Source organism: Streptomyces sp. NPDC058274 (assembly GCF_042881375.1).
GTDB lineage: Bacteria > Actinomycetota > Actinomycetes > Streptomycetales > Streptomycetaceae > Streptomyces.
This window is the reverse complement of the sequence record NZ_JBHVXW010000005.1, coordinates 172,639-197,394: the sequence shown is the minus strand read 5'-3', so window position 1 is coordinate 197,394 and position 24,756 is coordinate 172,639. Positions and strand designations below refer to the sequence as shown.

Sequence of the window (24,756 nt, the reverse complement as noted above, 5' to 3'; positions counted from 1 at the left end):
TCAGGTCACCTCCGATCTCCGGGCCCAGCGCGGGATGTGCCGTCGAGGGACTTCGGGCGTCGCGAGCGGAGCGGTCGCGGCAGGTGCCGCCAACAGCGAGGCGGCGAGGGCCAGATGCAGCAGGTAGGGCGAGGCGTCGCCAAGACCGGCCTCGGTGTACGACGCGATCGCGCAGTAGCTGATCAGAAAGATCGCGCAGGCCCTGTGCAGCGACGGTGGCCGCAGCAACGCGACGCCGCCCAGCACGATGATGATCGCCCCGACAAGGCTGATGCCGAGCAGACCCTGCTCGTTGTAGACGGCCAGCCAGCTGTTGTCGATCGGCAGACCGCCGAACGACTTGTCGCCCAGGCCCACGCCGAACAACTTCTCCGAGGTCGACCGGGGCGCAGCCAGCAGGGCGTCCCAGACCTTGGCCCGACCGGTGAGGTTGGAGAAGTTCTCCTTGCTCTGTCCGCGCAGGAACCACGCCTGGAGTGCGGAGGCGAACCCCACCGCGGCCACCACGGCGCACAGCACCGCCCAGGTGAAGAACCGGCGGGCTGCGGCGCTGGTCAGGATCAACGAGCCGATCGCCAGCGCCAATCCGATGAACAGGCCGAGCGTGGCTGTCCGGGTATGGGTCAGCGCGAGCAGCGCGAAAGACGGCACGATGACCACCGCGGCGCTCGTCCTGTCGGTCCTGCGGCCCAGAACGAGCAGCACGGTGAGCCCGATGATCACCGCTGCGTACTGTCCGATCTGCGGCGGGGTGAGCGGCCACAACGCGCCCACAAGGCGTCCGCCGTAGAGATCCGGCAGGGCCGCGCCCGGTGAGACGACCAGACCGACTGCCACCGACCCGAGCACCACGAAGTACATCCGGATGTGGTGCCGGACGAACGTCAGGCCGCCGTCCCACCAGCGGCTGAGCAGCCACAGCGTGCCGACGAAGAGAGCCAGCCGGGCGCAGCGGAACAGCGCGCCGAACCCGGATTCCAGGTTCGCGCTGGAGATCACGCTCATCACCAGTAGCAGGGTGAGCAGGAACAGGTACGCACTGGCTCGGATGTGCAGCCGGAGATTGACTGCGAGCGCCAGCGCGAACGCGGCGACCAGCGCGCCCATGGTGACCATCTGGATGAGGGAGCGGGGCAGCGGGATTATGGTCTTCGCCCCGGCGGAGCCGAGCGTGTTGAGGACCAGCAGCCCCCAGACGATTCCGACGATCTTCGGTGTGCCGGCAGGGCGCGGTTCGGCGCCGGCCCGCGTGCCATCCGTGTACGGTCCGCCCGGCGGCCCACCGCGCCGTAGGTCTCCGCCCATCTCAACCACCGGCCTGTGGGCGGAAGGTGCTGCCCGCGTCCTGCTGATACGGCGTGCCCTGCCACTGCCCCAGGTCGAGCACCCGGCTCGGGTCGTGTGCGACGAACTTCCATGGTCCGAGATAGACGTTGTCGTGCCAGCGGTTGCGCTGCTTGGTGGTGACCGCCTCGGCCACCCGCTCACCCTGGTACGGCGACCAGTCCGGATAGGTGCCGTAGTTGGCAAGGACCGCCATGCGGTCGCACTTCACCGTGCACTTGACGACGGACTTGTCCAGCATGAAGCGGTTGTCGTGGATGTCCACCCGCTGGGTCTTCCACCGGCAGTCGGCGAAGAGCGGTGGCTTGGCGATCGCCGGCTCCGCGCAACGGTGGGCGTCCCGCACCAGCAAGGTGCAGTCTCCGGACGAGGTGTTGGCCGGGCTGTTGCAGAAGCGGTCGGCGTTTTCCCACAGGGTGATCCCGGACCAGTTGTTCTCCAGCACGTTCCGGTAGATCTCGATCTTGTCGGTGCGGGCTTTGATCCGTGGTTCGCCGCCGGACTCGGACAGGTAGACGGTCGCGAACGGGAAGGTGTCGCCGCGGTCGGCTTCCCTGCGACCCTCGACCCAGTTGTTCCGCCGGATCATGTTGTTCCGGATGACCGCGTTGTAGCTGGTCTCGTAGATCAGCGCGGCACCGTCGTTGTCCTGGAGCACGTTGTTCTCGATGCGGAAGTCGTTGTTGTTGGTGTCCGCCCACAACCCTGTTCCGCGGTTGTCGTGCACCCAATTGCCGCGCACGTCGGCGCCGTTGACAGCCCAGAACTTGATGCCTCCGGTGCAGCCGCAGCCCTCCCGCCGCCGCTCCCAGTCGCCGGTGTTGTTGCCCACGATCTCGTTGTCTTCGACCACCAGGCCGCTGATACGGCCGTTGGCCTTGTACGCGTTCATGCCGTACTGACCGTTTTCACGCAGGCAGCTGGCGCGGACCTTCTGGCGGGCACCGGCCATCAGCCCGGCACCGTCGTTGTGCTGGATCGTCGCGTGTTCGATCACCCACCCGTCGGCCGAGTCATGGTTGACCACACCCTCGTCGGGCGGCGCCACGAAACGTTCCACGGTCAGGTAGCGGATGGTGACGTTGCGGGCGCTGCCGCCGAACGCGTACTGGTTCTTCTTCCGCCCGTCGAGCACGGCGGCCGGCGCACCGAGGTAGCGGTCCCCCTTCTTGGGGATGACCTGGGCGTAGCGGTCCGGATCGAGCCTGTGCTTGCCCGGTCGAAGCCAGAACGTGGTGTTCGGAGGGCTGCTCTTGGTCTTCGCTGCCAGGTCGCCGACCACCTCTGGGTCGACCGTCACCGAGCCCGCCGGTGCTTTCGCCGGCCCAGCCGCGGGGTTGGCGCACACCCGGGCCACGGATCGGGGTGCGGACGTCGCGGACGCGGATGGCGCGGCCTTCGAATCCGTCTTGGCTCCCGACGTGCTCTCACAGCCGGTGGTTGCCAGCAGGGCCAGCGCCAGTGGTGCCGCCGCAAACGCCCAGCGCCGCCTCTTCATCCCCACGCGTCCCCCCGGCCGCGGAACCTGAGCACGGTGGTGAACCCGTCCACGCCGTCGGTGAAACCGGTGCCGACCAGCGTGATGGTGGGTTCCTTGCGCCCGAAGCCGGCGGAGTACCAGCCCAGCGGCGGGGCGGTCTCGCCGCGATGCGCCCGCCAAGACAGCTGCCCAGGCAGGTCGAGCACCGCGGATCGCTCCTCGCCGTCCCGGATCCAGGTGAGCACGACCCGGTGGTCCGCCAGGTCCGCGGCGATCGCCGGGCCGAGGTGGAACGCCAGCCGCACGGCCCGGCGCAGGCCGTGTTGGTCGCGGACCTCGTCGACCACCCTCAGCTCCTGGCTCGCGGCCGTCAGCTCCACCCGGCGGCGGTGCACGGAGCGCTGGTAACCGTCGTGCTCAGCACACCAGCGGGCCATCCCCCCGTCGGAGGTGTCGGAGGTGTCCGCGGCCAGGACGCGACTGCGGGCGTGCCGGGTCCACAGGAACGGGCCGCCGGAGACGGACTGGTCGCTGCCGTCCAGCTGCAGGGTGTTGTGGCCGAGGGTGGAGCGGAAGTACTGCCGCCACCCGGGTTGCCCGTGGTAGCAGAACGTCCCCGGGTCGGCGAGCACGTCGACCCCGTCGTGCCGGACCTCCACGGACAGCGCGTCGGCGTGGGCGTGCGCGGCGATGGACAGGAAGCCGTGCGGACCGCCGTCGCAGCGGCACCAGATCTCCTCCGGACCGCGCAGGATGGTCATTCCCGCGTCGGCGAAGTGGGCCGGTCGGCTTGCCGGTCGGGTCACGGCCGGTGAGGTTCCATTCATCGCGTACGGCCGGATGAGCGCGGCCAGCAGCGGGGTGCGCACATCGGTGCCGGCCACCGCCGGCCACCAGGCGAGCGGACCGAACACGGCACCCCCGGTGGCAAGGAGCGAGGCCCAGCGGTCGGTGCCCGCGCCGTCCACGACCAGACCGCGCCCGTCGTCCGCGTCCCCCTGACGCGGCGGCCGTAGCCGGTTGTCCACGATGGCCGCGAGTGCGTCGGTCATCCGCAGCAGTACCTGTCGGATCGACGCGGGGACCGGAACGGCGGCAGCATCGGCCTCGGCCACCGCGGCCAGGCCGAGCTCCAGCACCAGTCCGTGATACTCGGTGGCCAGCTCGCGGTTGAGCCCGGAGTCGAAGGTGTTGCCCCGCAGGTGTCGCTCCAGCGACCGCAGTGCGTCGGCTCTCCAACGTGCCGAGGAGGGGAACCAGCCGAACGCGCAGGCCCCGGCGAACTGCCCGGCGGCCTCGGCGATGACGTGGTTGTTGGCCGAGGACCCCCGGCTGGGGAAGGCGGCCAGCCAGCGCTGGTGGTGCCAAATCTGGTTCAGTGCCACCGGGTTGCCCTCGAACAGCCCGGCCGCGCCCGGCCAGCCGTCGAGCAGCCGGCGGATCCACACCCAGGACAGCAGCCGGATGCCCAGTTCGATGCCGCTGATCCAGTGCACGCCGCGCAGCGGTGGGTTGGCCGTCCACCAGGACCGCAGGTGCTGAGCCACCCGCTCGGCGTACCGCTCGTCCCCGGTGATCGCATAGGCGGCAGCGAGCACGGTGAGGTACTGATGCCGGGACAGCTCCCATATCTGCTTGATGTCCCCCACCGCGTCCTCGTTCCGGTACGGGACGTCGAAGGCGTAACCCCACGGAGCCCGGCGCCCGGTCTTCGGGTCGCGCCACCAGTCCGGGTCGGTCAGGTCGTCGCGGACCACCCCGAAGTACTCGGCGTGCCCGCACATCAGCCGGTCCGCCTCGGCGATGAGACGTTTCGCGGCATCCGGAGGAATTGCGGCGATCGTCCCGGCGGGCAGTACCGCAGTAAACCGGGCGCCGGTCACGCTCGGACAGTCCGGCCGCGCCGACCGCCACCGGCGCCTGCGCACCGCGTCGGCCGCCCGGCCGCCGACCTCCCTCGGTCCCATCCGGGACAGCCGGCGCAGGTACCAGGCCGGACTCCCCGAGCTCACAGTCATCGCGCCCTCGCCAACGTCATCGGCGCGCCGCCGGCCAGGCCGGCCTGCACGGCGAGAGTGGCCGAAGTCGTGGCGACCAGCGACTCCAGCGGCACCGGCATCGGGCCGCCGGTCCGCACGGCCTTGATGAACGCGGCCAACTCGGCGGACTGGCCCTTGTCCCGGGCCTTGGGCAGCCGCGAACTGGTCCACCGCTTACGGTCGTACACCGAGGCGCGGACGAAGTCGTCGAGTTTCAGCACCTTGCCGTCGGCGACGAGGTCCAGCGTCTCCTTGGGGAAGCCGGCCGCGCCGGTGGTGACATAGCTGATGGTGGCGGTGGACCCGTCCGGGTAGCGCAGCACGACCTGCAGGTCCTCGTTGCCGGACGTGGCGACCGCGTACACCGAGACGGGGTCGGACTCGAGCAGCCAGCTCACCGTGTCGATGAAGTGTCCACCCTCGCCGGCGAACCGCGAGCCCTCGGTGCCCTGATGGAGGTACCAGCTGCCGTGCTGCAGCCGGCCCGCGTTGACCAGGTAGCGCAGGCTCGCCGGACCGGTCCGGGCGCCGAACCGCTTCCTGGCCTCCTGCAGCAGCGGCGCGAACCGGCGGTTGAAGCCCACCTGCAGCCGGTCGTTGCCGGACTCCTCCACCGCCGCGAGCACGCCGGCCAGTTCGTCCTCGGTGAGGGCCAGGGGCTTCTCCACGAACACTGTCTTGCCGGCCAGCAGGGCCTTCCGGGTCAGTTCGGCGTGCGAGCTGTGCCGGGTGACGACGAACACCGCGTCGATGGACTTGTCGCCGAGCACGGCGTCGAGATCGGTGGTCGCCTCGGCGAAGCCGAACTTCCGTTTCGCGTTAGCCGCGGACAGCGCCGTCGTGGTGACGACTGTCGACAACGTGACGCCGTCGCGCTGCGCCAGGTGCGGCAGCAGCATCGACGTCGCATAGTTTCCCGCGCCGACGAACGCAAGGCGCACCGGTGCCTTGGCAGACCGGGCCGGGGTGGACGCCCCGCCGCTGCGCCTGTTCACCGCGGGCACGGTCACCGCCGGGGCCTCCGCTTCTCCCGCTTCCTCTTTCTGCTCGGGGTACCGGAACAGCACGGCCACGGCCTTCAGGTCGCCGTCCTTCAGGCGCTGGTAGGTCTCGACGGCGTCCTCGAAGTCGGCGATGTGGGAGGCCAGGGGCTCCACGTCGACGCTGCCGCGGGCAAGGAGATCGAGGAAGCACGCGAGGTTGCGGCGCTCGGTCCAGCGCACGTAGCCGATCGGGTAGTCCCGCCCCTCCAGCTCGTACTCCGGGTCGTAGCGGCCGGGGCCGTACGAGCGCGAGAACCGAACGTCGAGTTCCTTCTCGTAGTAGGCGTTCCACGGCAGGTCCAGGCGGCACTTGCCGATGTCGACGACCCGGCCGCGGTCCCGGCAGAGCCGGGCGGCCAGCTCGACGGGCTGGTTGCTGCCGCCGCCGGCGGCCAGGTACACCTGGTCCACGCCGTGACCGCCGGTCAGTTCGGCGACGGCTGCTTCCACGGCGGCGGACGTGGGATCGCCGCAGGCTGCGGCGCCCAGGCGCTCGGCGAGCTCGCAGCGCACCGGATCGGGGTCGACCCCGACGACGCGGACCCCCGAGGCGGTGAGGAGCTGCACCACCAGCTGCCCGATCAGCCCCAGGCCGATGACAAGCGCCACGTCCCCGAGCTGCGACTCGCCGCGGCGGACGCCCTGCAGCGCGATCGACCCGACGGTGCCGAAGGCCGCGTGCCGCGGCGCGAGGCCGTCCGGCACCCGGGCGTAGAGGTTCTTCGGCACCCAGTTCAGCTCGGCGTGCAACGCGTGCTCATTGCCGGCACAGGACACGAGGTCGCCGACCTTCACATCGTCGATCCCGGTGCCGACCTGCTCGACCACCCCGCACAGCGAGTAGCCCAGCGGCGTATAGGAGTCCAGCTTGCCCATCACCTTGCGGTACGTGGCGGGCACCCCGTTGGTGGCCACGCTCTGCATGACCTTGGCCACCTGGTCCGGCCGGGAGCGGGCCTTGCCCAGCATCGACATCCCGGCCTCGGACACCTTCATGAGCTCGGTCCCGGTGGATATCAGCGAGTAGGCGGTGCGGACCAGCACACCGCCCGGCTTGCATCCCGGCACCGGCACGTCGAGCACCGCCAGCTCGCCACTCTTGTAGTTCTGAACAACCTGTTTCACCCGAGCTCCTCTTGTCTATACGCCGTCAAGCCGCTTGGCTCTGGCCGGAGCCAGAGGTCGCGTCGCGATACCAGTACTCGAGCGTCAGCACATGCCACAGATGCTTGGAGAAGTCCCGCTGCCCGGCGGCGTCCTCGGCGACCATGCGCGCCAGCGCGTCGCGGCGCAGGAGCCCGGAGTTGACGAGCACACCGTCGTTGACCACCTCGCGCACCAGGGGTGCCAGATCCCGGCTCATCCAGGCGCGCAGCGGGGCGCTGAACAGACCCTTCGGCCGGTACACAATCTCCCGGGGCAGGATCGAGGCGGCCGCCTCCTTGAGGACGGCCTTGCCCTGTCGTCCGACGATCTTGCGGTCGCCCGGCACGGCGAACGCCGCCTTGACCACCTCGACGTCCACGTACGGCACCCGCACCTCGGTCGAGGCGGCCATGCTCGACCGGTCCGTGTAGGCGAGGTTCAGGCCCGGCAGGAACATCCGGGCGTCGCCCAGGCACATGCGGTTGACGAAGTCGTCGAGGTCGTTGTCCTGGTAGATGTCGGCATGCTCGGTCAGCACGTCCTCGACCGTCCCGGCCAGGTCCGGATCGACCAGGGCGAGCAGCTCGTCCTGGTCGTACATGGTGTAGCTGCGCCGGAACGCGGTCTCCTCCGGCAGGTCGGCGAAGGAGAGAAACCGCTTCGCGAAGCGCACCGACCGGTACCCGCGGCGGGCCGTGGCGACCGGCAGCCGGTCGACGGCCCTGGACACCCCGCGCCGCAGGGGCCGCGGGATGCGCTGGTAGCGCAGCGCAAGCAAGTTGGCCAGGTGCTTGCGGTAACCGGCGAACAGCTCATCGGCGCCCATCCCCGAGAGCATCACCTTGACCCCGGCCTCCCGGGCGGCCGAGCAGATCAGGAACGTGTTGATCGCAGCGGGGTCACCGATCGGCTCGTCCAAGTGGTACGTCATCTGCGGCAGCAGGTCGAGCACGTTCGGGGCGATCTCGATCTCATGCAGGTCGATACCGAACCGCTCGGCCACTTGCCGGGCGTAGCGCAGATCGTCCGGCATCGCCTCGAACTTGGCGTCCTCGGCGCGGAACCCGATCGTGTAAGCGGAGATCCCGGGTCGGTCGCGGGCCGCCAGCGCGGTCAGGTAGCTGGAGTCGAGACCGCCGGAGAGGAAGGTCGCCACGGGTACGTCGGAGAGCAGGTGGCGCCGGGTCGACTCCTCGACGATGGCGGCCAGGTCCGGCTGCTCGCCGCTGCGGGCACGCTCCTGGCCCTCGGCGGCGACGTCCTTCAGGTTCCAGTACCGGCCGCGCTCCACCCGGCCGTCGGGCCGGCACCGGAGCCAGCTCCCCGGCGGCAGCTTCTCCGCTTCGCGGAACGCGCACCGTGAGTCCGGCACCCAGTAGTACAGCAGCGAGGCCACCAGCGCCGCATGGTCCACTTGCAGCGTTCCGCCAGTCCCGGCGGCGAGCGCCTTGAGCTCGGAGGCGAACACCAGGCCCGCACCGCGCCGGAGCAGGAACAGCGGCTTGATGCCGAGCTGGTCGCGGGCGAGCACGAGTTCACCGGTTCGCTCGTCGAAGATCCCGAACGCGAACATGCCGCGCAGCCGGGGCAGGCAGTCGGTGCCCCACCGCCGCCACGCCTCGAGCAGCACCTCGGTGTCGGAGGTACCGCGGAAGCGCACCCCGGCGGCTGCCAGTTCGGCACGCAGCTCGGGTGCGTTGTACAGCTCGCCGTTGTAGGTAAGGGCGAGGCCGCCCGAGACCATCGGCTGGGCGCCGGTCTCGGACAGGTCGATGATGGCCAGCCGGCGGTGCCCGAGGTGCACTTCGCCGTCACCGACGGGGTGGCCGTACCGGCCCGCTCCGTCCGGACCGCGGTGGGCGAGGGTATCGGTGAGCCGGTCGGTCACGACCTTCCCGTCCGGCCATCGGTAAGTGCCTGCGATGCCACACATGTCCTACCGCGCTTCCTGGTCGTTGTCCGGGCCCCGTGCGGCCCACACCGGCTGCCGCTCCGTCCGCCGCCCGCCCGTCCCGTTCTGCCGGGCCGGTATCTCGTACCGGCCGCGCAGCGCGGTGTGCAGCCCGTCCCACAGCGTGCCGTCGGTCCGGTCACGCGGATCGGGGTCGATCAGCACCACACCGATCACCGGAATGCACTGGTCCGCGAGCTGCCGCGCCACGGTGTGCAGCCATGCGGCACTGCCGTGCCCGGCACGCACGACAAGCACGGTCTGAGTGCCGAGGTACTGGAGGTCGGTCCACGCCGTGCCGGGCGCCACCGAGCCGACGCCGAGTCGGCGCTCCTGATGCGACACGGCCTCGGCACGCTCGCCGCTGACCACGGTGGGGTCTCCTGGCTTCCGGCGGCGGCCTGCGAGCTGCAGGCCGGGCAAACCATCGATGACGACCACCGGCCCGTCCGCCGCCAGCGCCCTGGCGAGGTCCAGGGCGATCACGCTCGCGCTGCGTGCAGAGCCGAGTTCCAGCAGCGACACGGGTTCCGCGGAGCCTCGCACGGTGCGGGCCAGGGTCGCGGTCAGCCGTTCGTGTGCCGCCCGGGTCCGTCGGCGCTGCCACCGCCTGCCCGACCGGCGGGGCAGCTCAGCGATGACCGACGCGCCCAGGTTCGCCGCGACATCCCGGCGAAGCACGGGACGGTCGGCCACCACCGTGCCGACCGCGGCCACCGCGAGTCCGAGGACGAGCCCGAGGACGAGCCCGATCGCGGAGTCGGTGACAGCGGCCCTGGGCAGGGAGTGCCGCACCGCGCGCGGGGCGTCCACGATCTGCGTACCGGCAATGACCTTGGGCCTGCCGGTGCGCGCCTCCTCTGCGCGCAGGTCGAAATCGGCGATCCGCGAGTTGAGCTCCGCCCGGCGGGCGAAGAGCGACTCGACGCTCGCCGACGCCGTCGGGTCGCTCTCCGGCGATCTGCCCCCGATCTCCTTGTTGACCTGGGCGAGTTCGTCCATCATGCGGTCACGCTGGTCGCTCAGAGCCTTGGCCTCGGCCTTCGCGGCTTCCTGCATTCGCCGCACGTGGTCCGCGACGAACGCGTCGGCCAGCGCCTTGGCCCGTGCCACCGCATCCGCGTCGCTGTCACCCGTCACATCGATCTGCAGCAGGTTGTTGGTCAGGCCGGTGCCCCGGTAGTCCTGGAGGAAGTCTTCCGGTTTTTCCGGGGACTTGAGGGACCGTAGGGCCAGCTCTGCGATCCGCGTGGTCCCCAGCAGCTGGACGTCGGTGCGGATCAGCGTTCCGGTGTCGTTCGGCTGGTCCTCCGCGTGCGCGACCAGAACCTTGGTCACCGCGCTCGGCGGCGGCGGCAGCAGGACCGCCACCACCGCACCGGCCAACAGTCCCATCAGCGCCATGGCGCACCAGAGGCGGCGGCGCCTGCGCACCGCCACCACCAGTGCCTGCAGGTCAAACAGCGGAGTGGCTGCAGACGACTCCGAAGTCGCACTCGTCGTCACACCGAACCTCCCGTCGCGTGGCCGCGAACCGCGAGGGCGGGAGTGGGTTCATCCGAAGGATGGCCGGCAGACCGCGTCGGACCGGCCCGGACCGTACCGGCGACAACGACGCCGACCACCTCATGCCTGCCGTCCGCACACGCCTCGGCGATACCGGCGAGCTCCTCTGCGGTCCAGCTGCCCGCGCTGAGGAGGACCAGAGCGCCGGACTCGGTGTCGCGGTCCGGCACTATCGGCCGGTGCACCGAAACCTCCACCACCCGCAGCAGCGGATCGCTCTTGGCCTCGGCCACGAGCTGCCCGGCGGCCCGGCGGGCGATCTCATCGCCGTCCGGTACGACAACCAGCAGCCGCCGGGGGGCCGAAAGCTGGTCACGGAGGCGAGCGCACACCCGCCGGTAGCGGATCCGCCGACCGGCCTCGTCGCCGGATCTCTGCGGGCTCGGTATGTCCCACCGGGTGTCGACGCCAAGGAGCCGGCGGCTCCAGGCTCGTGGGCCCCCGCCTTCTGGCCGGTGGGCGCCCCGTTCATCAGGCACCTCGACGGTACCCAGCAGCGCCGAGCCCAGCGCCGCAGCGATCTCCGGTTCGGTGCGCAGTCGGCGGTTCACGCGTGCGACGACGAGATGACCGATGACCGCGAGCAGGAAGAACAGCAGCGCCCCGGCGACGATGAGCTGCGTCCTCGTCGGCGCCGCCTCGCCGGTCGGCCGGGCCGCAGGACCCATGACGACCATGCCGGTCTTGGTGGTCGCCGGGTCGGCCTGGTCCAGCTTCGTCATGGCTTCCTCCAGCGAGGTCCGCAGCTCTTCGAGCGCAGTGCGGGCCTGCACGCTCTCCACGGTCTGCCCCGGATCGGCCGCCTTCGCCAGATCGGTGATGCGGCGGTTGGTCTCCCGCACCTGCTGCCGCAGAGCCTCGGGCCCCGTAGCCGCTTCGGAGTCGGAGCTGCCGCCTGCGATCCGCGCGGCGAAACTCACGAATTCCTTGGCCACCTGGTCGGAGAGCTGCTGCGCGCGCTCCGGGGTGTCGGCGGTGCCCGAGATCTTGATGATGTTCCCGTCGGTGGCCTTGGCGGTCACTCGATCCCGCAGCTCGGTGTCGCTGACGCCCGTCCAGCCGAGCTTGGCGGCCGCGCGGTCGACCACCGTCGAACTGGTCGCGATGTCCACCTGGGTCAGCAACTCGCGCTCTTCCCACTGCCCCGCCAGCAGTACCGATGCCGAGGTCGTGTACCGCGGCGGAAACACCACCGATGCGCCATAGCCCACGAGCGCGCCCACCACGGCGAGGACGGCGAGAAGCCGCCACCGTCGACGGAGTATCCGTCCGATCGTGACCAGGCGGATCGTGTCATCGCTCAAGGGCGCTGCCTCTTCCCTGTGCGGACCGGGCCGCTCGCCGACACCGGAGTGTGGTCACGGCACGCAGCGGCGTAGGCGGCGAGCAGCGACGCTTGCGAGTTCCGCCAGGAAAGCTGCCCGCTGATCCGTTCCTGGCCGATCCTGCCCATCCCGGCCCGCTTCTCCGGATCGTCAAGGAGCAGCGCGATGAGCTTGGCGAATTCGGCCTCATCGTTGGCGGGCGCGTAGACGGCGGCGTCGCCGGCGGAGACGCGCGCCTCCCGCAGTTCGAACGAGACGATCGGTCGGCCCATCGCCATGTACTCCAGGACTTTGTTCATGGTCGACACGTCGTTGAGCGGATTGCGCGGGTCGGGGGAAAGGCACACGTCCGCGGTGGACAGATAGCGCACCAGGTCGGCGTCCGGAATGCGCCCGGTGAACTGCACCTGCTCGGAGAGACCGAGCCTCCGGGACAGCTCCACCATCGCGTCGAAGGCGTCGCCGGCGCCGACGAACACCGCATGCCAGTCGGTCCGCCCGAACTCGTCGCGCAGCTTCGCGAGGGCCCGCAAGGCGTAGTCGACGCCGTCCTGCGGGCCCATGACGCCGAGGTAGCACAGCAGATGAGGCTTGCCACGCTTCAACTCCGGTTCGGGCGGCACCGGTTGGAACCGGTCGATCTGGGGCGCGCTGCGCACCACGAAAACGTCCGCCGGCAGCCGGCCGCCACGGCGCATCGCGACGTCCCGGTAGCTCTCGTTCGTGGCGAGTACGACGTCCGCGGCCCGGTAGGTCAGGCGTTCCAGCGCGCACACGGCCCGGTAGAGCAGATCCTCGCCGCGGTCGAACCGGGAGAGGTACAGCTCGGGTACCAGGTCGTGCTGGTCGAAGACGAACCGCGCCCCGCGCCGCTTCAGCCACAGGGCCGGCAGGAACAGCAGGTCCGGCGGGTTGCAGGCGTGGACCACGTCGACCGGGCCGACCTTGCGGGCCAGCCGGACCGTGTGCCACAACGCCGATCCGTACTCCCGCAGGTAGCCGGCCGGTCCTCCGGTGGCCGCGCGCAACGGGTAGCGGTGGATCCGCACCCCGTCGATCTCCGCCTCCGGTTCCGTGTCCCGCTTCTCCCCCCGGGGACAGATGACGTGCACCGTCCAGCCTGCGTCGCGCAGCGTCGTGCACTCCTGCCACACCCGTCGGTCGAACGGCACCGACAGGTTCTCCACCAGGATCAGCGCGCGTCGGTTCGACCCGTCGTCGCTGATTGCTTTACCAGGCAAGGCCCATGTACCCCCGTTCGGACCGGCGCGTCTCGGCGTCGGGAAGGTGGATGAGGTCGACGATCATCGGGCCGTCGCCATGGGGCAGCGCCGACAGCACGGCCGGATCCCTGGTCCCGACCAGGCACACCTCGGCGTGCTCGAGCACCTCCCCGACAGAATCCGCGAGCAGCTGCGCGAGGTGCGGCAGCCGGGTCTCGATGTACTCGCGGTTCGCGCCGATCAGCCGGGAAAGGCTCACGTTGGCGTCGTAGATCTTGAGGTCGTACCCCTTGCCGAAGAGCCTCTCCGCCAGCTCTACGAGCGGGCTCTCGCGGAGGTCGTCGGTGCCGGGTTTGAAGGACAACCCGAACAGGCCCACCCGGCGCTTGCCGGTGCGCTCGACCAGCTCCACCGCGCGCTGCAGATGGTCGGAGTTGGAGGGCAGCACGTGGGCGAGGATGGGCACCGAGACGTCGGCCCGCTGCGCCGCGTGGACCAGGCTGCGCAGGTCCTTGGGCAGGCAGGAGCCACCGAAGGCGAAGCCGGGCCGCAGGTAGGCGGGGCTGATGTTGAGCTTGCGGTCGGCCAGGAACACATCCATCACCTGGTGCGAGTCCACCCCGAGCGCCTGGCACACCGCTCCCAGCTCGTTCGCGAAGCCGATCTTGAGGCCGTGGAAGGCGTTGTCCGCGTACTTGATCGCCTCGGCCGTCGGGACCGGCACCCGGAACACCTCGCCGGGCAAGCCCTCGTACAGCGCCGTCACCGCGTCGCCGCTTGCCGGGTCGAGCTCGCCGATGACGGTCTTGGGCGGATCGAAGAAGTCCTGCACGCTCGTGCCCTCGCGCAGGAACTCCGGGTTGACCGCGACCCCGATGTCCACCCCGGCCGTGCCGCCGACGTACTTCTCCAGGATCGGTACCAGCAGGTTCAGGCAGGTGCCCGGGAGCATGGTGCTGCGGAACACGACGGTGTGCCGCCCACCCCGCTCGGCCAGCGCGGCGCCGATCTGCTCGGTGACCCGCTCCAAGTACGTGGTGCACAGGCTGCCGTTGGGCTCCGACGGTGTACCCACGCAGATCAGCGACACCTCGCTGCCCATGACCGCCTCACGCACGTCCTCGGTGGCGCGTAACGCTCCGGTACGCACGACCTCGGTGATGAGCTCGCCGATCCGCTCCTCGACCACCGGGGCCCTGCCGTCGTTGACCAGGTCGACCTTCACCTGGTTCACGTCCACCCCGATGACCTCGTGCCCCATGCTGGCCAGGCATGCGGCCGACACACAGCCCACATAGCCGAGCCCGAAAACGCTGACCCTCATGACGCGTTCCTCCCCCTGGGCAGGCCCTTCCGGCCTGCGGTCCGCGTGCCGGCCGGACGACGATCCCCGCGCATCAGTAGGCCCCCTGCCCATAGACCACCGCACGCAGCGTCTTCCACAAGATCACTGTGTCCAGGGCGAGCGACCAGTCCTCCACGTATCGCAGGTCCAGCCGGACCGCCTCCTCCCACGACAGGTCGCTGCGTCCGCTGATCTGCCACAGACCGGTGAGCCCGGGCTTGACCAGCAGTCGCCGCCGGATGTCAGGGCCGTACTCAGCGGACTCCTTCGGTAGCGGCGGCCGCGGACCGACGAGCGACATCGATCCGGTGAGCACGTTGACAAGCTGCGGGAGCTCGTCGATCGAGTACCGGCGCAGCACTGCTCCCACCCGGGTCACCCGCGGATCCCGGCGGAGCTTGAACAGCAGGCCTGCGCCCTCGTTGCGGTCGGCCAGCGCGGCACGTGCCCCGTCAGCACCGGCGACCATGGTGCGGAACTTGAGAATGGTGAACTCGCGGCCGTCCTTGCCGACCCTGCGCTGGTGGTAGAACGCCCCACCAGGGCTGTCCACCAGCACAAGCAGCCCGACGAACACCATCAGCGGCGCGAACAGCATCAGCAGGATCGCTGCGCCCATCCGGTCGACGACCCCTTTGACCGCACGGCGTCCCCCGGTGAAGGTCGGCATGCTGACTCGCAGCAGCGGGATCCCGAGCACCGCGTCGACGTGCAGCCGCGGGCCGGCCACCTCCATCAGCACGGGGGCCACGACCATCTCGGCATCGCTGCCTTCGAGGTTCCAGGCCAGCCGCTGCAGCCGGTCCGGTGACCAGTGCGGGTCCGGTGTGACCGCCACGACACGGTAACCGTCGCAGTGGACGTGGCCGGCGACGTCCGTCAGTCGGCCGACGACCGGCACTCCGTCCAGTTGGTCACCATCGAGTCCGAGACCGTCCGGCGTGCACACCGCCTCCACCCGCCAGCCGAGGTGCGGGAGCTTGCGGGTTCGGGTGATCAGGTCGCGCACGGTGGCCGGGCTGCCGGCAGCGAGCACCGGTCTCAGACATCGCCCTTCCTTCCGCTGTCTGTGCAGCGAGAGGCGGAGGAGATACCGCGCAATCATGGTGACGAGAGCGATCGCGGGGATCGCGACGAAGATCCAGAGCTTGATGTTGCGCGAGGTGAGGGCGATCCCGCCGAGTGCCAGTACGACGGTCGCCGTGAACAGCGCGCGTCCGAGCCGGCGGAATTCCTCGGCACCCTGGCCGAGCACGGCCGGAGCCCACGACCGGCTCACCGCAAGCGCTCCCAGCACGAGCAGCTCGGTGCCGAAGGCGAGAATTCCCCACTTCTCGTGCCAGTTGGCCGCGTCCCGGGCCCCGAAGAAGTTGCCGATCCCTGCCACCACCAAGGCGGTGGCCACGGTATCGCTGGTGATCACGGTACGGCGGTACCGCTGCTCCCAGTCGTTCGCCGGCCGACTGATTACCCCGTCCGTCAGACGCCTGCGCGCCGATGGAAATGGGCCGACTAATCCCCCCTGTTGCACAGAACCCCCCGGTCCCCAGTATTTCGACGTGGTCGCCCAACACTGTTTATCCCCCTAGGGGCCCCCGCCCCCCGCGCATGACATCCCGGCTATTTCAGCGCTACTTCAAAACCCACCCTGACGGCAGCAGACTCGCAAGTCCTGCCAGATTCTCGAGGTGCGCGGGAACCCGTCGAAACCTCAGGTGCTCCCCGCACCCAAAGCCCCCCTCGCGGGCTCCAAGAATTGATCACTCCCGCATCCGGCTCGAAGGCGCAGCTGCTGGCTGTCCGTAACAATGGACCTATAGATCATCATTTGTCGGCTGGTATCCCCGCATGTGAAGCACGGTCAATCTAGACCATCAGGGCCCGTCTGAAGAGAGGGATGTGTGTAATTTGTGCTCAAGATTTGAAGCTGGATCCACGGACCGGTAAACGCCTGCGGGTGCCCTGATGACGAAGACGCGCCTGACCTGTGATGACGGGAGATCTCCGGGCTGCCCGCACCGGCAGCCCCTGGGCGTCCTCGCACTGCCGGCCGGCTGCGCTCAGGCCTGTCCAGCGGAACTTGTCGGTGATCACGGGCTGCCGGATACGGGCGTGGGCGGCAAGGCATACGCCTCGCGTCCGTCCGAACTCGCCTCAGCAGGCGGGGCATTCGCGCAGTGGTACCGCAACCGACGTCCCTGATCGGGCTGTTGGCGCGATTTCGCGCGTCAGCCAGGAACCGGCGTAGCAGCGGGAGAGGACCTGAATGCTCCGCCCGGCTCGGCGCGCGCACTGGCGGGGTCGACCCCGGAGGCCGACCAGAAACGAAATGCGTGCAGCAGGTCGCAGGAGCGCATCGCCGGCTCCAGGCCGTGCTCGTCGTCGAGGCCCAGCGGAGGCGGGCCCGGTGCCGGGGCGGGCTGCCGCCCCGGCACCGCCGCGTCACTCACGCAAGGGCGGCCCCGGTGCCGGAGCGTGCTGTCGCCCCGGCACCGCGCCGCGTCACTCCTCGTCGCGCAGCCGGGCCGCCAGGGAGATCAGCGGCTCGGTCTCCTCGGTGTGGCCCAGGACGGTCAGGCGGGAGACGGCCGCGTCGAGGCGGGTGAGGGCGGGGGCGGGGCGTTCCATGTAGATGCCCTCGACGGCACCCGCGAGACGGACGCACTCGGCCCACTCCCCGGCGCGGTCCTTTTCCGGTCCCGGCTCGCCGAGCAGGGCGAGGGCCTTCTCCAGGGCGGCCAGGGCGTCTTCGTACTCACCGGCGTAGGCGTTGACCCGCCCGTGTTCGTACGCAAGGGCGGTGTCCAGGGAGCGGCCGCGTTCCTCGTACTCGGCGGCGCGGGCCTCATCAGCGATGCGGCCGGCGCTGGAGAGGAGGTCGAGGGCGTCGGCCAGGCCGTCCGAGCCCTGCTGTTGGGCCTGGAGGCGGGCGAGTTCGCGCAGGCAGTTGCTGAGCTGCTCGTAGCGCGGCGCTCGGGCATGGGCGGCGAGTGCCTGGTCCGCGGCTTCGCGGGCCCGGCCGAACTCGCCGGACTCGCCGAGGAGTACGGCCGCCTCGGCGGCGATCATGGCGTGGCTCCCCGGGTCGTCGTCCCAGCCGGCCGACTCGGCCGCGAGGGTGACGAACTCCGCCGTCGCCGCCTTGAGGTCCTCCCCCGTGTGCAGAGCGCGGGCGCGGGTCAGACGCAGCTGAGCGACAAGCCGGTCGTCCACCTCTCCGGCGGCGACGTCCGGTTCGGCCAGCAGGGAGTCGAGCAGAGCGATGCAGTCCTCGACGCGGCCCAGGTCGAGGCTGAGCTGGGCCGCGTTGCTGTAGGCGCAGAACGCGTCCGTCCGGCTGCCGCGCCGCAGGTCCGCCTCCGCCGAGCGCGTCAGGTGCCGCAGTGCCTCGTCGGGGCGGCCCAGCTGCATGCAGGCCTCGGCCAGATCGCCGTGGAGGCGGCTGGTGTCGACCGCGTCGGCCGGCCAGTCGGCGGCCAGTCGCAGGCCTTCGGTGAGGTCGGCGCAGGCGGCCTGGGCGTCCCGGAGTCCGAGCTGGAGCCGGCCGCGCAGGCCGAGCGCGCGGGGCAGGTGCCAGTCGGGGCCGTGCGCCTTCAGCCGGTCGAGGAGGGCGTCGATCTCGGTGACCGCGGCGGGCAGGTCACCGGAGATGGCGTGGGTGCTGGCCCGCAGCAGCAGGGCGCCGGAAAGCTGCCCCGCGATGTCGTGCCGGGTGGCGAACGCGTGCAGCAGGTCCACCTCGGCGTAGACCGGCAGGACGTGCTCCTCGCTGCCCGAGGCCTGCAGCCGCAGGCCGAGCGCAGTCGCCCGCAGCCGCAGCAGGCGGGCCTCCTGGTAGGGAGCGAGGCCAGGGGTCTCCTCCTGCAGGCGGACCATGGAGGCGTGGGCGGCGGTCAGCCCGGCGGCCTTCGCCTCGGCTCCGTCGGCGCCCTCCACCGGAATCTCGGCGGTGGCGAGCAGAGCGCAGGCTCGGGAAAGCGCCGCGTGACCTGGCGCTCCGGCGTCGTCGTACAGGGCCGCGGCCTCCTCGTGGAGGGCGGCGGCGTCGGCGAACTCGTCGTTCTCGCCCGCCCGGTTGGCCTCTTCGGCCAGCAGGTCCGCGCGCAGCTGTACGAGCGGGCCCACGGCCGGGTCCTCGGGGTGGGTGTAGTCGCGCGCGGCGGCGAGCGTACGCAGGCGCGCCCAGCAGGCCTGTGCGTCCGGGTGCCCCTGCTCCTCCAACGCCCTTGCCCGCAGGATGAGTTCGGGCAACGACTCGGGGACGGCGGCGGCCGGACGGGCGGCGGGCGTGGCGACCGGGGCGGCCGGGGCCACATCGTCGAGGCTGCGGGTGCGCAGGGTCAGTTCCAGCGCGTCCAGCAGCGGAGCACGGTCGAGCCGGGCCCGGCGACGGTCGGTGTGGGCCGTGGTTCCGTTACGGGCGTCGAAGCGGGCGGCGAGGTCGTCGGCACGGCCCCGCACCTCGGCGCGCAGGCCGGCCACCGTCCAGGTACGGCCCGGGTACCCGGCGGCGGGCAGCTCGTCGTGGCCGAGGAGCCCGACGCGCTGGAGGAGGACTTCCACGCCGGTGAGGAAGTCGAGCTGGTCCAGCGGCGAGTCGACCTCGTCGAACAGGTTCCGGTTCTCGGCGAGCAGTTCCAGGCCGCGTGCCTCGTTGCCGGTCAGCGCGCAGAACTCCAGGTGCCGGCCGACCTCCCCGGACATCGAGGGGTTGCGGCGGCAGCCCCGGTAGCCGGCGAGGTGCAGCTCGCGTGCCCGGTCGGCGCTGCCGGTGCGCAGCAGGGGCAGCAGCGCGTACGACAGGGAGCGGGCCGGCTCCTCCTGGCAGGATTCCTTGCCGGCCAGGACGGGCTCCCAGGCGCGCAGTGCCCGCTCGTCGTCGCCCGCGGTGAGGTGGTAGAGGGCGCGCTCGCAGATCTCGCAGGCCTCGCAGTCGCTGAGCCGGGTGCGCGTGCGAGCCGCCCACAGCTCGTGGGCGAGGGTGGTGTCCTCGCCGAGGTGGGCGGCGAGCTGGTACGCCTGTCCGTAGTAGGGCTGGAGGCCGAGGCCGGCCTTCTCGTAGCGGTCGCGCATCTCCGTCAGCCACTGGCGCAGGCTGGCCAGCGGTATCTCCGGCAGCGCGCGCAGGGCGTTGGACACCCACTTGAACCGCCAGAACAGCAGGTGGCGCAGGCGCTCGTCGAAGACGTCGGGCTGCTCGTCGAAGAGGGTGAGCAGGCGGGCGAAGACGACGGGCGACTTGCGGGGTTCGGAGCCGTAGGTGTACGCCTCCTGGAGTTCGAGGAGCGCCTGGATGAGCGGGACGGGCTCCGCGAACTGCTCGGCTGCGTCGACGAGTTCCTCGGCGGTGACGGTGCGGGTGCGGCCGTAGGGGCGCCGGTCGTTCTCCTGCAGCGCCTGGTACAGCTCGTCCGTGTTCTGGGGATGGGGTGCGGTCGGCATCGTCAGCTGTCCTTGCGGAGGGCGTGGGCGAGAAGGTCGAGGAAGGAGCGGTTGATGAGACTCGACTCGGCGGGCCTGAGCGGTCGCCGGGACAGCATCACGGCCTGCCCGTAGAGGGCTTCGGCGCTGGTGCGGGCCAGTTCGGGCTCGTCGATGGTGACGGCGGTGCGGACCAGCGGGTTGAGCTGGTTGAGGATCAGCTGGGCCCGTGGGGCCTCCTGGCGCAGGGCGCCGAGGATGTCGCCCCACAGGCCGCCCTCCTGCTCACGGGCGAGCTGGGAGCGGGTCCGCTCGTGCCGGGCCTCGCGGCTGTCGACGAGGAGGGCGGGGGCGGAGGCGGGTTGGAAGGTGCGCAGCGCGACGTCGCAGTCGAAGACGCTGAGGGCGTCGCGGGCCCGGGCGAGGTAGGCCGCGGCGGCGAGTTCCGTCTCCCGGTCGACCGGGTCGAGGTGGGCGGTGAGGGTTTCGGGGTCGAGGTCGGCGACGGTGGCATCGGGCCTGATCTCGGGCAGCCGGTGGACCAGTTCACGGTCGTAGGTGTAGCCGCCGTTGACGACGCCGAGTCCGGCGGCCGAGGCGATCGCGGCTACCTGCCGGAACTCCTCCACGCTCGACGTCACGAGCACGGTGCGGTGGGTGCGCGCGAACTCGTCGAGGGTGGTGTGCCCGTCGGTGGTCTCGAACGGCAGCCAGGGCAGCAGCATCCGCAGGATCTCGTCGTCGTGCACCGCGAGCGACTTCACGGCCAGGTGGTGGGCCTGGAGGAAGCGGGCGAGCAGGTCGGGGTCGCTGGCGGCGGCCCGGGCGATCCACGCGCGCAGCCGCTCGGCGAGGGCGTCGCGGACGGCGGCGAGCGTGTCGTCCTCGTACAGGGACTCGCGGGACGCTGTCGGGCGCAGGCTCTCGGCGTCGACGACGCAGCGGACGAAGAACGCCCACTCGGGCAGGATCTCCTCGGCCTGCTCGGACAGCAGCATGCCCTTGACGTGCACGCGGTGGCCGTGACGGCGCCCGGCCGGCACCGTCTCGGGCAGCACGCACGCGATGCCCTTCAGACCCACGGCCGGCAGGTCCAGCTCGATGGTGTCCAGCGGTGTGAACCCGAAGACCTCCTCGCCGTACGCGGCCAGCGCACGGGAGCGGGCGCCCGGCGTGGGGTACGTACGTGCCCAGGGTGCGGGCTCGGGGTTGACGGAGGCGCCCGGGCCGCCCGTGCTGTCCCCGAAGGTCACCGGGTGGCGCAGCAGGGAGCCGAAGTGCCGGGCCAATGCGTGCACTTGGGCCGGGCGGGTCCACTCGCCCGCGTCGGCACGCGGTGTCAGCGTGACGGTGGTGCCGGGCCGGGGGCGGGCGGTGGCGGGCAGGGTGCGGACGGTGTAGCTGCCGTCGCCACGTCCCCGCCATTCCACGGCGGGGGCGTCGGGGGTGCGGGCGGAGCGGCTCAGGACGTGGATCTCGTCCGCGACCAGGAAGCAGGAGAGCAGGCCGATGCCGAACTGGCCGATGAAGTCGCCGCGTTGCTCGGCGATCTTCTCCGCGCGCTTGCTGCTGCGGCCGATCGTGGCGAGGAAGGTGTGCACGTCGGCCTCGGTCAGCCCGACGCCGTCGTCCTCGACGCGTACCACCGAACCGTCGGCGTACAGGCGAATGCCGAAGGCGTCGGCGGGCGCGGGCAGTTCGAGGGCGTGCCGGGCGGTCAGCGCGTCCACCGCGTTCTGCATCAGTTCGCGCAGGTAGACGCGGGGGCTGGAGTAGAGGTGGTGGGAGAGGAGGTCGACGAGGCCGCGCAGATCCACCTGGAAGGTGCGGTCGGCGCCGGCCGGGTTCGAGGCGGTGTCGGGCAGAGTCATCGGGCAGTCCGGAGTGGGAGGGGCGACGGGTGGCGGGCAGGCGGCACCGGGGCCGGCGGGTGCTCAGGCACGGCGGTGGTGGCGGGCGAACTGCTTCTCGGGCTCCGCGAAGTAGGTCCATGGCCACTTGGTGAAGGCGCCGTCCAGCGTCTGGAAGACGCGCCGGGCCGTGTGGCGCTCACCGGCCAGCGACAGGGCCATGGCGAAGGTGTTGAAGTCGTGCTGCCAGCCCCGGGCCCAGGCGTAGGCGGGGTGCAGGATGCTGTGTTCGGCCGCGTTCCGCAACTCGGCCTGGACCGCGGGTGTTTCGAGGCAGTCCCCCTCGTCCGACTCGACCCACTCCTCGATGTGCGCCATGGCGATCACGCAGCCGAGTCGGTGCCCCTGCGGGGCACGGCCGAGCGCGTCGCGGGCGAACGCCAGGGCCTGTCCGGGCTCGCCGCCCCAGCGCGGCTGCAACTGCGACACCCACGCGACATGGATATCCAGGTCGAGTGGGTCACGGCGCAGAGCGGCGTCGAGCCGGGCCTCTTTGACGGCGTGGCCCAGCGACATGCCGCGCCCGGAGGTGAGGAGATGGTCCCACGGCGTGATCCAGTCCGGCCGCAACTCGGCGGCCTCGAGCAGCTGCTCCTCGGCGACGCGGAGCCGGTCGTGGAAGACCCGCCACTGGTCCTGCGTGACGTTCACGGCACGCTCGGCGGTGCGCGCCTCCCAGCCCCAGCTGATGTGGCGCGCCCCGGATATCAGCAGGGCCGTCGCCCGGTGCTCCTTGTCCTCCTCGACGGCCTGGCCGATCCACTCCTGCACACCGTCCAGGTCGGCGAGCTGCCCCAGGACCTGGTGGTCGCGGCCGAGGTCGAAGGGGCCCAGCGCCGCCTTGACCGCCTCCCAGTCACCCGCGTCGGCGGCCTCCACCAGCGCGAGCACCCGCGTGTCCCCGAGCGCCCGCAGCGTGTACATCCCGTTCTTCTGCCTGCGCGGGACAGGAAGGGCGTACGGGTCCGCCGCCGGTCTCTCCACACCCCTGCCGAACAGCTTGCCGAACATGCCGTGCCCTCCCCTGGTCCCGCGTGATCGTCTGGGGCAGCATAAACGGCCCCACCGACACTACTTCCACAGGGTTTTCACCGGCACTTCACGGGCCCGTTCTCCCCCGGTCCTCGGGGCCGCCGCTACGACTCCACCTCGTGATCCAGCGGTTGTGGGCCCGGGCGGCCGAGTACGTGGCCGGGTGGGCCGGAGGCGACACGGCGCAGCGGCCGGCTGTACCCGAACTGGTCGCAGGACTCGCTCGAGATGGTCGCGGCTTTCCGGACGCGGAAGCCTGGGCAAACGGACGTGGTCTGCCGAGGGCGGACGCCACCGTGACGTGCCGCCCTACTCGTCGACCCCACCGAGCGGCTCGTCCGAAGGCGCGATGATCCGCGCCCCCAGATCCGGTTCGGCCATCTCCGGGTCGAAGGGGAACATCGGGCGGCGGATGCGGCGGTGGCCGAGGCGCAGGACGTTCTGGTCGACGCCGCCGGGTGTGAGGGCCATCTTCCAGCCGGCGGACATGTCGAACAGTTCCGGTTCGAGGTAGCCGATCTTGACGATGACGAGGTCGGCGCCGCGTGGGTCGAGCGCCAGGTCGGTGAAGTCGTGTTCGTGGTGGTACGGCTTGCGGAGCCGGGTGAGGATCACGTACACGCTGCCGACGCGCAGTACGACCTCGGTCTCGGCGTCGCGGTCACCGTGCCGGACGGCGTGGACGACGCCCGTCATGGTGAGCGGCCCGGCGTGCCGGTCGTCGACCTCCGCGCCGGCCGTGACCGTGACGGTCGCGCCGATGCCCGCCTTCTCCGCGGCCTCGACCGCGGCAGGACCGGGCACGGAGGCGTAGATGACGGTCGGGCCGGACGGATCCCTGAACTCCGGGCGCCCGAGGACCCGTTCGAGGCTCCACGTGACGTCTCCCGCGCCGCCCGCCGTCGGGTTGTCGCCCGTGTCGCTGATGAAGTAGGGCCGGGCGGCCGAGCCCAGCGCCTCGTCCAGACAGTCGTCCAGCGAACCGGTCGGCGCGACGAACTCGAACGCGCGCCGTGCCTCCCAGAAGCCGCGCGCCAGGCGTTCGGCCCCCGCGGCGACGGCGGCCTCGGACCATCCGGTGACGACGACCGCGGCACGATTGCGCGGTTCGTCGGCCCAGGCGTAGCCGACCCAGATCGCGGCGTCGATGACACCCTCCGTCGCCGCCACCTCCTCGACCGCCGCGTAGACGCTCTTCGCGGGTTCGATCCGCGTCGAGGTCTGCTCGCCGGCCAGCAGCACGGGCACCGGGATCCAGGCCTTGACGGGACGGGGCCCACCGGCGGTGAGGAGGTCCGTGAGATTGCGGGCGGCCCGCTCCTTGGTGTCCAGGGCGTCCTCGTGCGGGGCCATGCGGTAGCAGGTGATCAGGTCGCTGAGGTGCGCGAGTTCGCGCGAGACGTTGCCGTGCAGGTCCATCGAGGTGGACACGATCACGTCCGGGCCGACGGTCTCGCGGATGCGGGCCAGCAGCAGGGCCTCGGCGTCGTCGATGCCCTCCACCGTCATGGCGCCGTGGATGTCGTACCAGAGGCCGTCGAGGTGCGGTATCGCGTCGAGCCGGTCGATGAGCTCGTCCGAGAGGGCGGCGAACGCGGCCGCGGTCACCGTACCGCCGGGCAGGGCCTTGCCGACCAGGGCGCCGCGCCAGTCGGCGGTGTCACGCAGCGGCGTTCCCGGCGCGAGGAACGGATAGCGCGCCAGGACGTCCGTGCCGCGCGTCGGATGGAAGGCGGGGGCCTCGGTCTTCGCCGGGGAGAACGTCGACGACTCGATGCCGAGTCCGGCGACGGCGACGACAGGGCGGGCGACGGCTGTTCGGGGTGCTGACATGGCTCCTCGCGCGGTGGTCGGGGTCAGACGTCGGTGCGCACGACGCTTTGCTGCGGTACGGCGTGCCGGCCGGCGCCCGTCCCGGTATCGGGGTCACA

14 protein-coding genes are annotated in these 24,756 nt (G+C 71.1%); all 14 read right to left on the bottom strand.

Annotated features, from left to right (window positions below):
- Entirely contained in the window at positions 1-1,305 is a 1,305-nt protein-coding gene (locus tag ACFVYF_RS12980; protein ID WP_389455076.1) for an O-antigen ligase domain-containing protein, read from the bottom strand.
- 1 nt (position 1,306) lies between these two features.
- Entirely contained in the window at positions 1,307-2,848 is a 1,542-nt protein-coding gene (locus tag ACFVYF_RS12975) for a right-handed parallel beta-helix repeat-containing protein (RefSeq protein ID WP_389455074.1), read from the bottom strand.
- A complete protein-coding gene (locus tag ACFVYF_RS12970; RefSeq protein WP_389455072.1) occupies positions 2,839-4,842 on the bottom strand; it encodes an alginate lyase family protein in 2,004 nt (667 codons plus the stop codon). The genes ACFVYF_RS12975 and ACFVYF_RS12970 overlap by 10 nt, the downstream gene beginning before the upstream one ends.
- The gene (locus ACFVYF_RS12965) at positions 4,839-7,031 is read right to left on the bottom strand and encodes a bi-domain-containing oxidoreductase (protein ID WP_389455070.1); all 2,193 of its coding nucleotides are present in this window, start codon (positions 7,029-7,031) and stop codon (positions 4,839-4,841) included. Before ACFVYF_RS12965 ends, ACFVYF_RS12970 begins: the two co-directional genes overlap by 4 nt.
- Before the next feature lie 25 nt (positions 7,032-7,056).
- The gene (gene asnB / locus ACFVYF_RS12960; RefSeq protein WP_389455068.1) at positions 7,057-8,985 is read right to left on the bottom strand and encodes an asparagine synthase (glutamine-hydrolyzing); all 1,929 of its coding nucleotides are present in this window, start codon (positions 8,983-8,985) and stop codon (positions 7,057-7,059) included.
- A 3-nt stretch (positions 8,986-8,988) separates the two neighbouring features.
- Complete coding sequence (locus ACFVYF_RS12955) at positions 8,989-10,509, bottom strand: Wzz/FepE/Etk N-terminal domain-containing protein (RefSeq protein WP_389455066.1); 1,521 nt, start codon at positions 10,507-10,509, stop codon at positions 8,989-8,991.
- Positions 10,506-11,873: a Wzz/FepE/Etk N-terminal domain-containing protein gene (locus ACFVYF_RS12950; protein ID WP_389455064.1), complete on the bottom strand. Its 1,368-nt coding sequence runs from the start codon at positions 11,871-11,873 to the stop codon at positions 10,506-10,508. Before ACFVYF_RS12950 ends, ACFVYF_RS12955 begins: the two co-directional genes overlap by 4 nt.
- Positions 11,870-13,135 (bottom strand): glycosyltransferase family 4 protein, encoded by a 1,266-nt coding sequence (locus tag ACFVYF_RS12945; RefSeq protein ID WP_389455062.1) that lies wholly within the window; start codon positions 13,133-13,135, stop codon positions 11,870-11,872. The genes ACFVYF_RS12950 and ACFVYF_RS12945 overlap by 4 nt, the downstream gene beginning before the upstream one ends.
- Positions 13,125-14,441 carry a nucleotide sugar dehydrogenase gene (locus ACFVYF_RS12940; protein WP_389455060.1) on the bottom strand — a complete coding sequence of 439 codons (1,317 nt, stop codon included), beginning with the start codon at positions 14,439-14,441 and terminating at the stop codon, positions 13,125-13,127. Before ACFVYF_RS12940 ends, ACFVYF_RS12945 begins: the two co-directional genes overlap by 11 nt.
- 73 nt (positions 14,442-14,514) lie before the next feature.
- Positions 14,515-15,993, bottom strand: a complete 1,479-nt coding sequence (locus ACFVYF_RS12935) for a sugar transferase (protein WP_389455058.1) — start codon at positions 15,991-15,993, stop codon at positions 14,515-14,517.
- A gap of 971 nt (positions 15,994-16,964) precedes the next feature.
- On the bottom strand, positions 16,965-19,904 hold the full coding sequence (locus ACFVYF_RS12930) for a hypothetical protein (protein ID WP_389455056.1): 2,940 nt from the start codon (positions 19,902-19,904) through the stop codon (positions 16,965-16,967).
- A gap of 2 nt (positions 19,905-19,906) precedes the next feature.
- A complete protein-coding gene (locus ACFVYF_RS12925) occupies positions 19,907-21,754 on the bottom strand; it encodes an HSP90 family protein (protein WP_389455054.1) in 1,848 nt (615 codons plus the stop codon).
- A 63-nt stretch (positions 21,755-21,817) separates the two neighbouring features.
- Entirely contained in the window at positions 21,818-22,804 is a 987-nt protein-coding gene (locus tag ACFVYF_RS12920) for a hypothetical protein (RefSeq protein WP_389455052.1), read from the bottom strand.
- A 330-nt stretch (positions 22,805-23,134) separates the two neighbouring features.
- Positions 23,135-24,658: a M81 family metallopeptidase gene (locus tag ACFVYF_RS12915; protein ID WP_389455050.1), complete on the bottom strand. Its 1,524-nt coding sequence runs from the start codon at positions 24,656-24,658 to the stop codon at positions 23,135-23,137.
- Positions 24,659-24,756 lie beyond the last annotated feature (98 nt).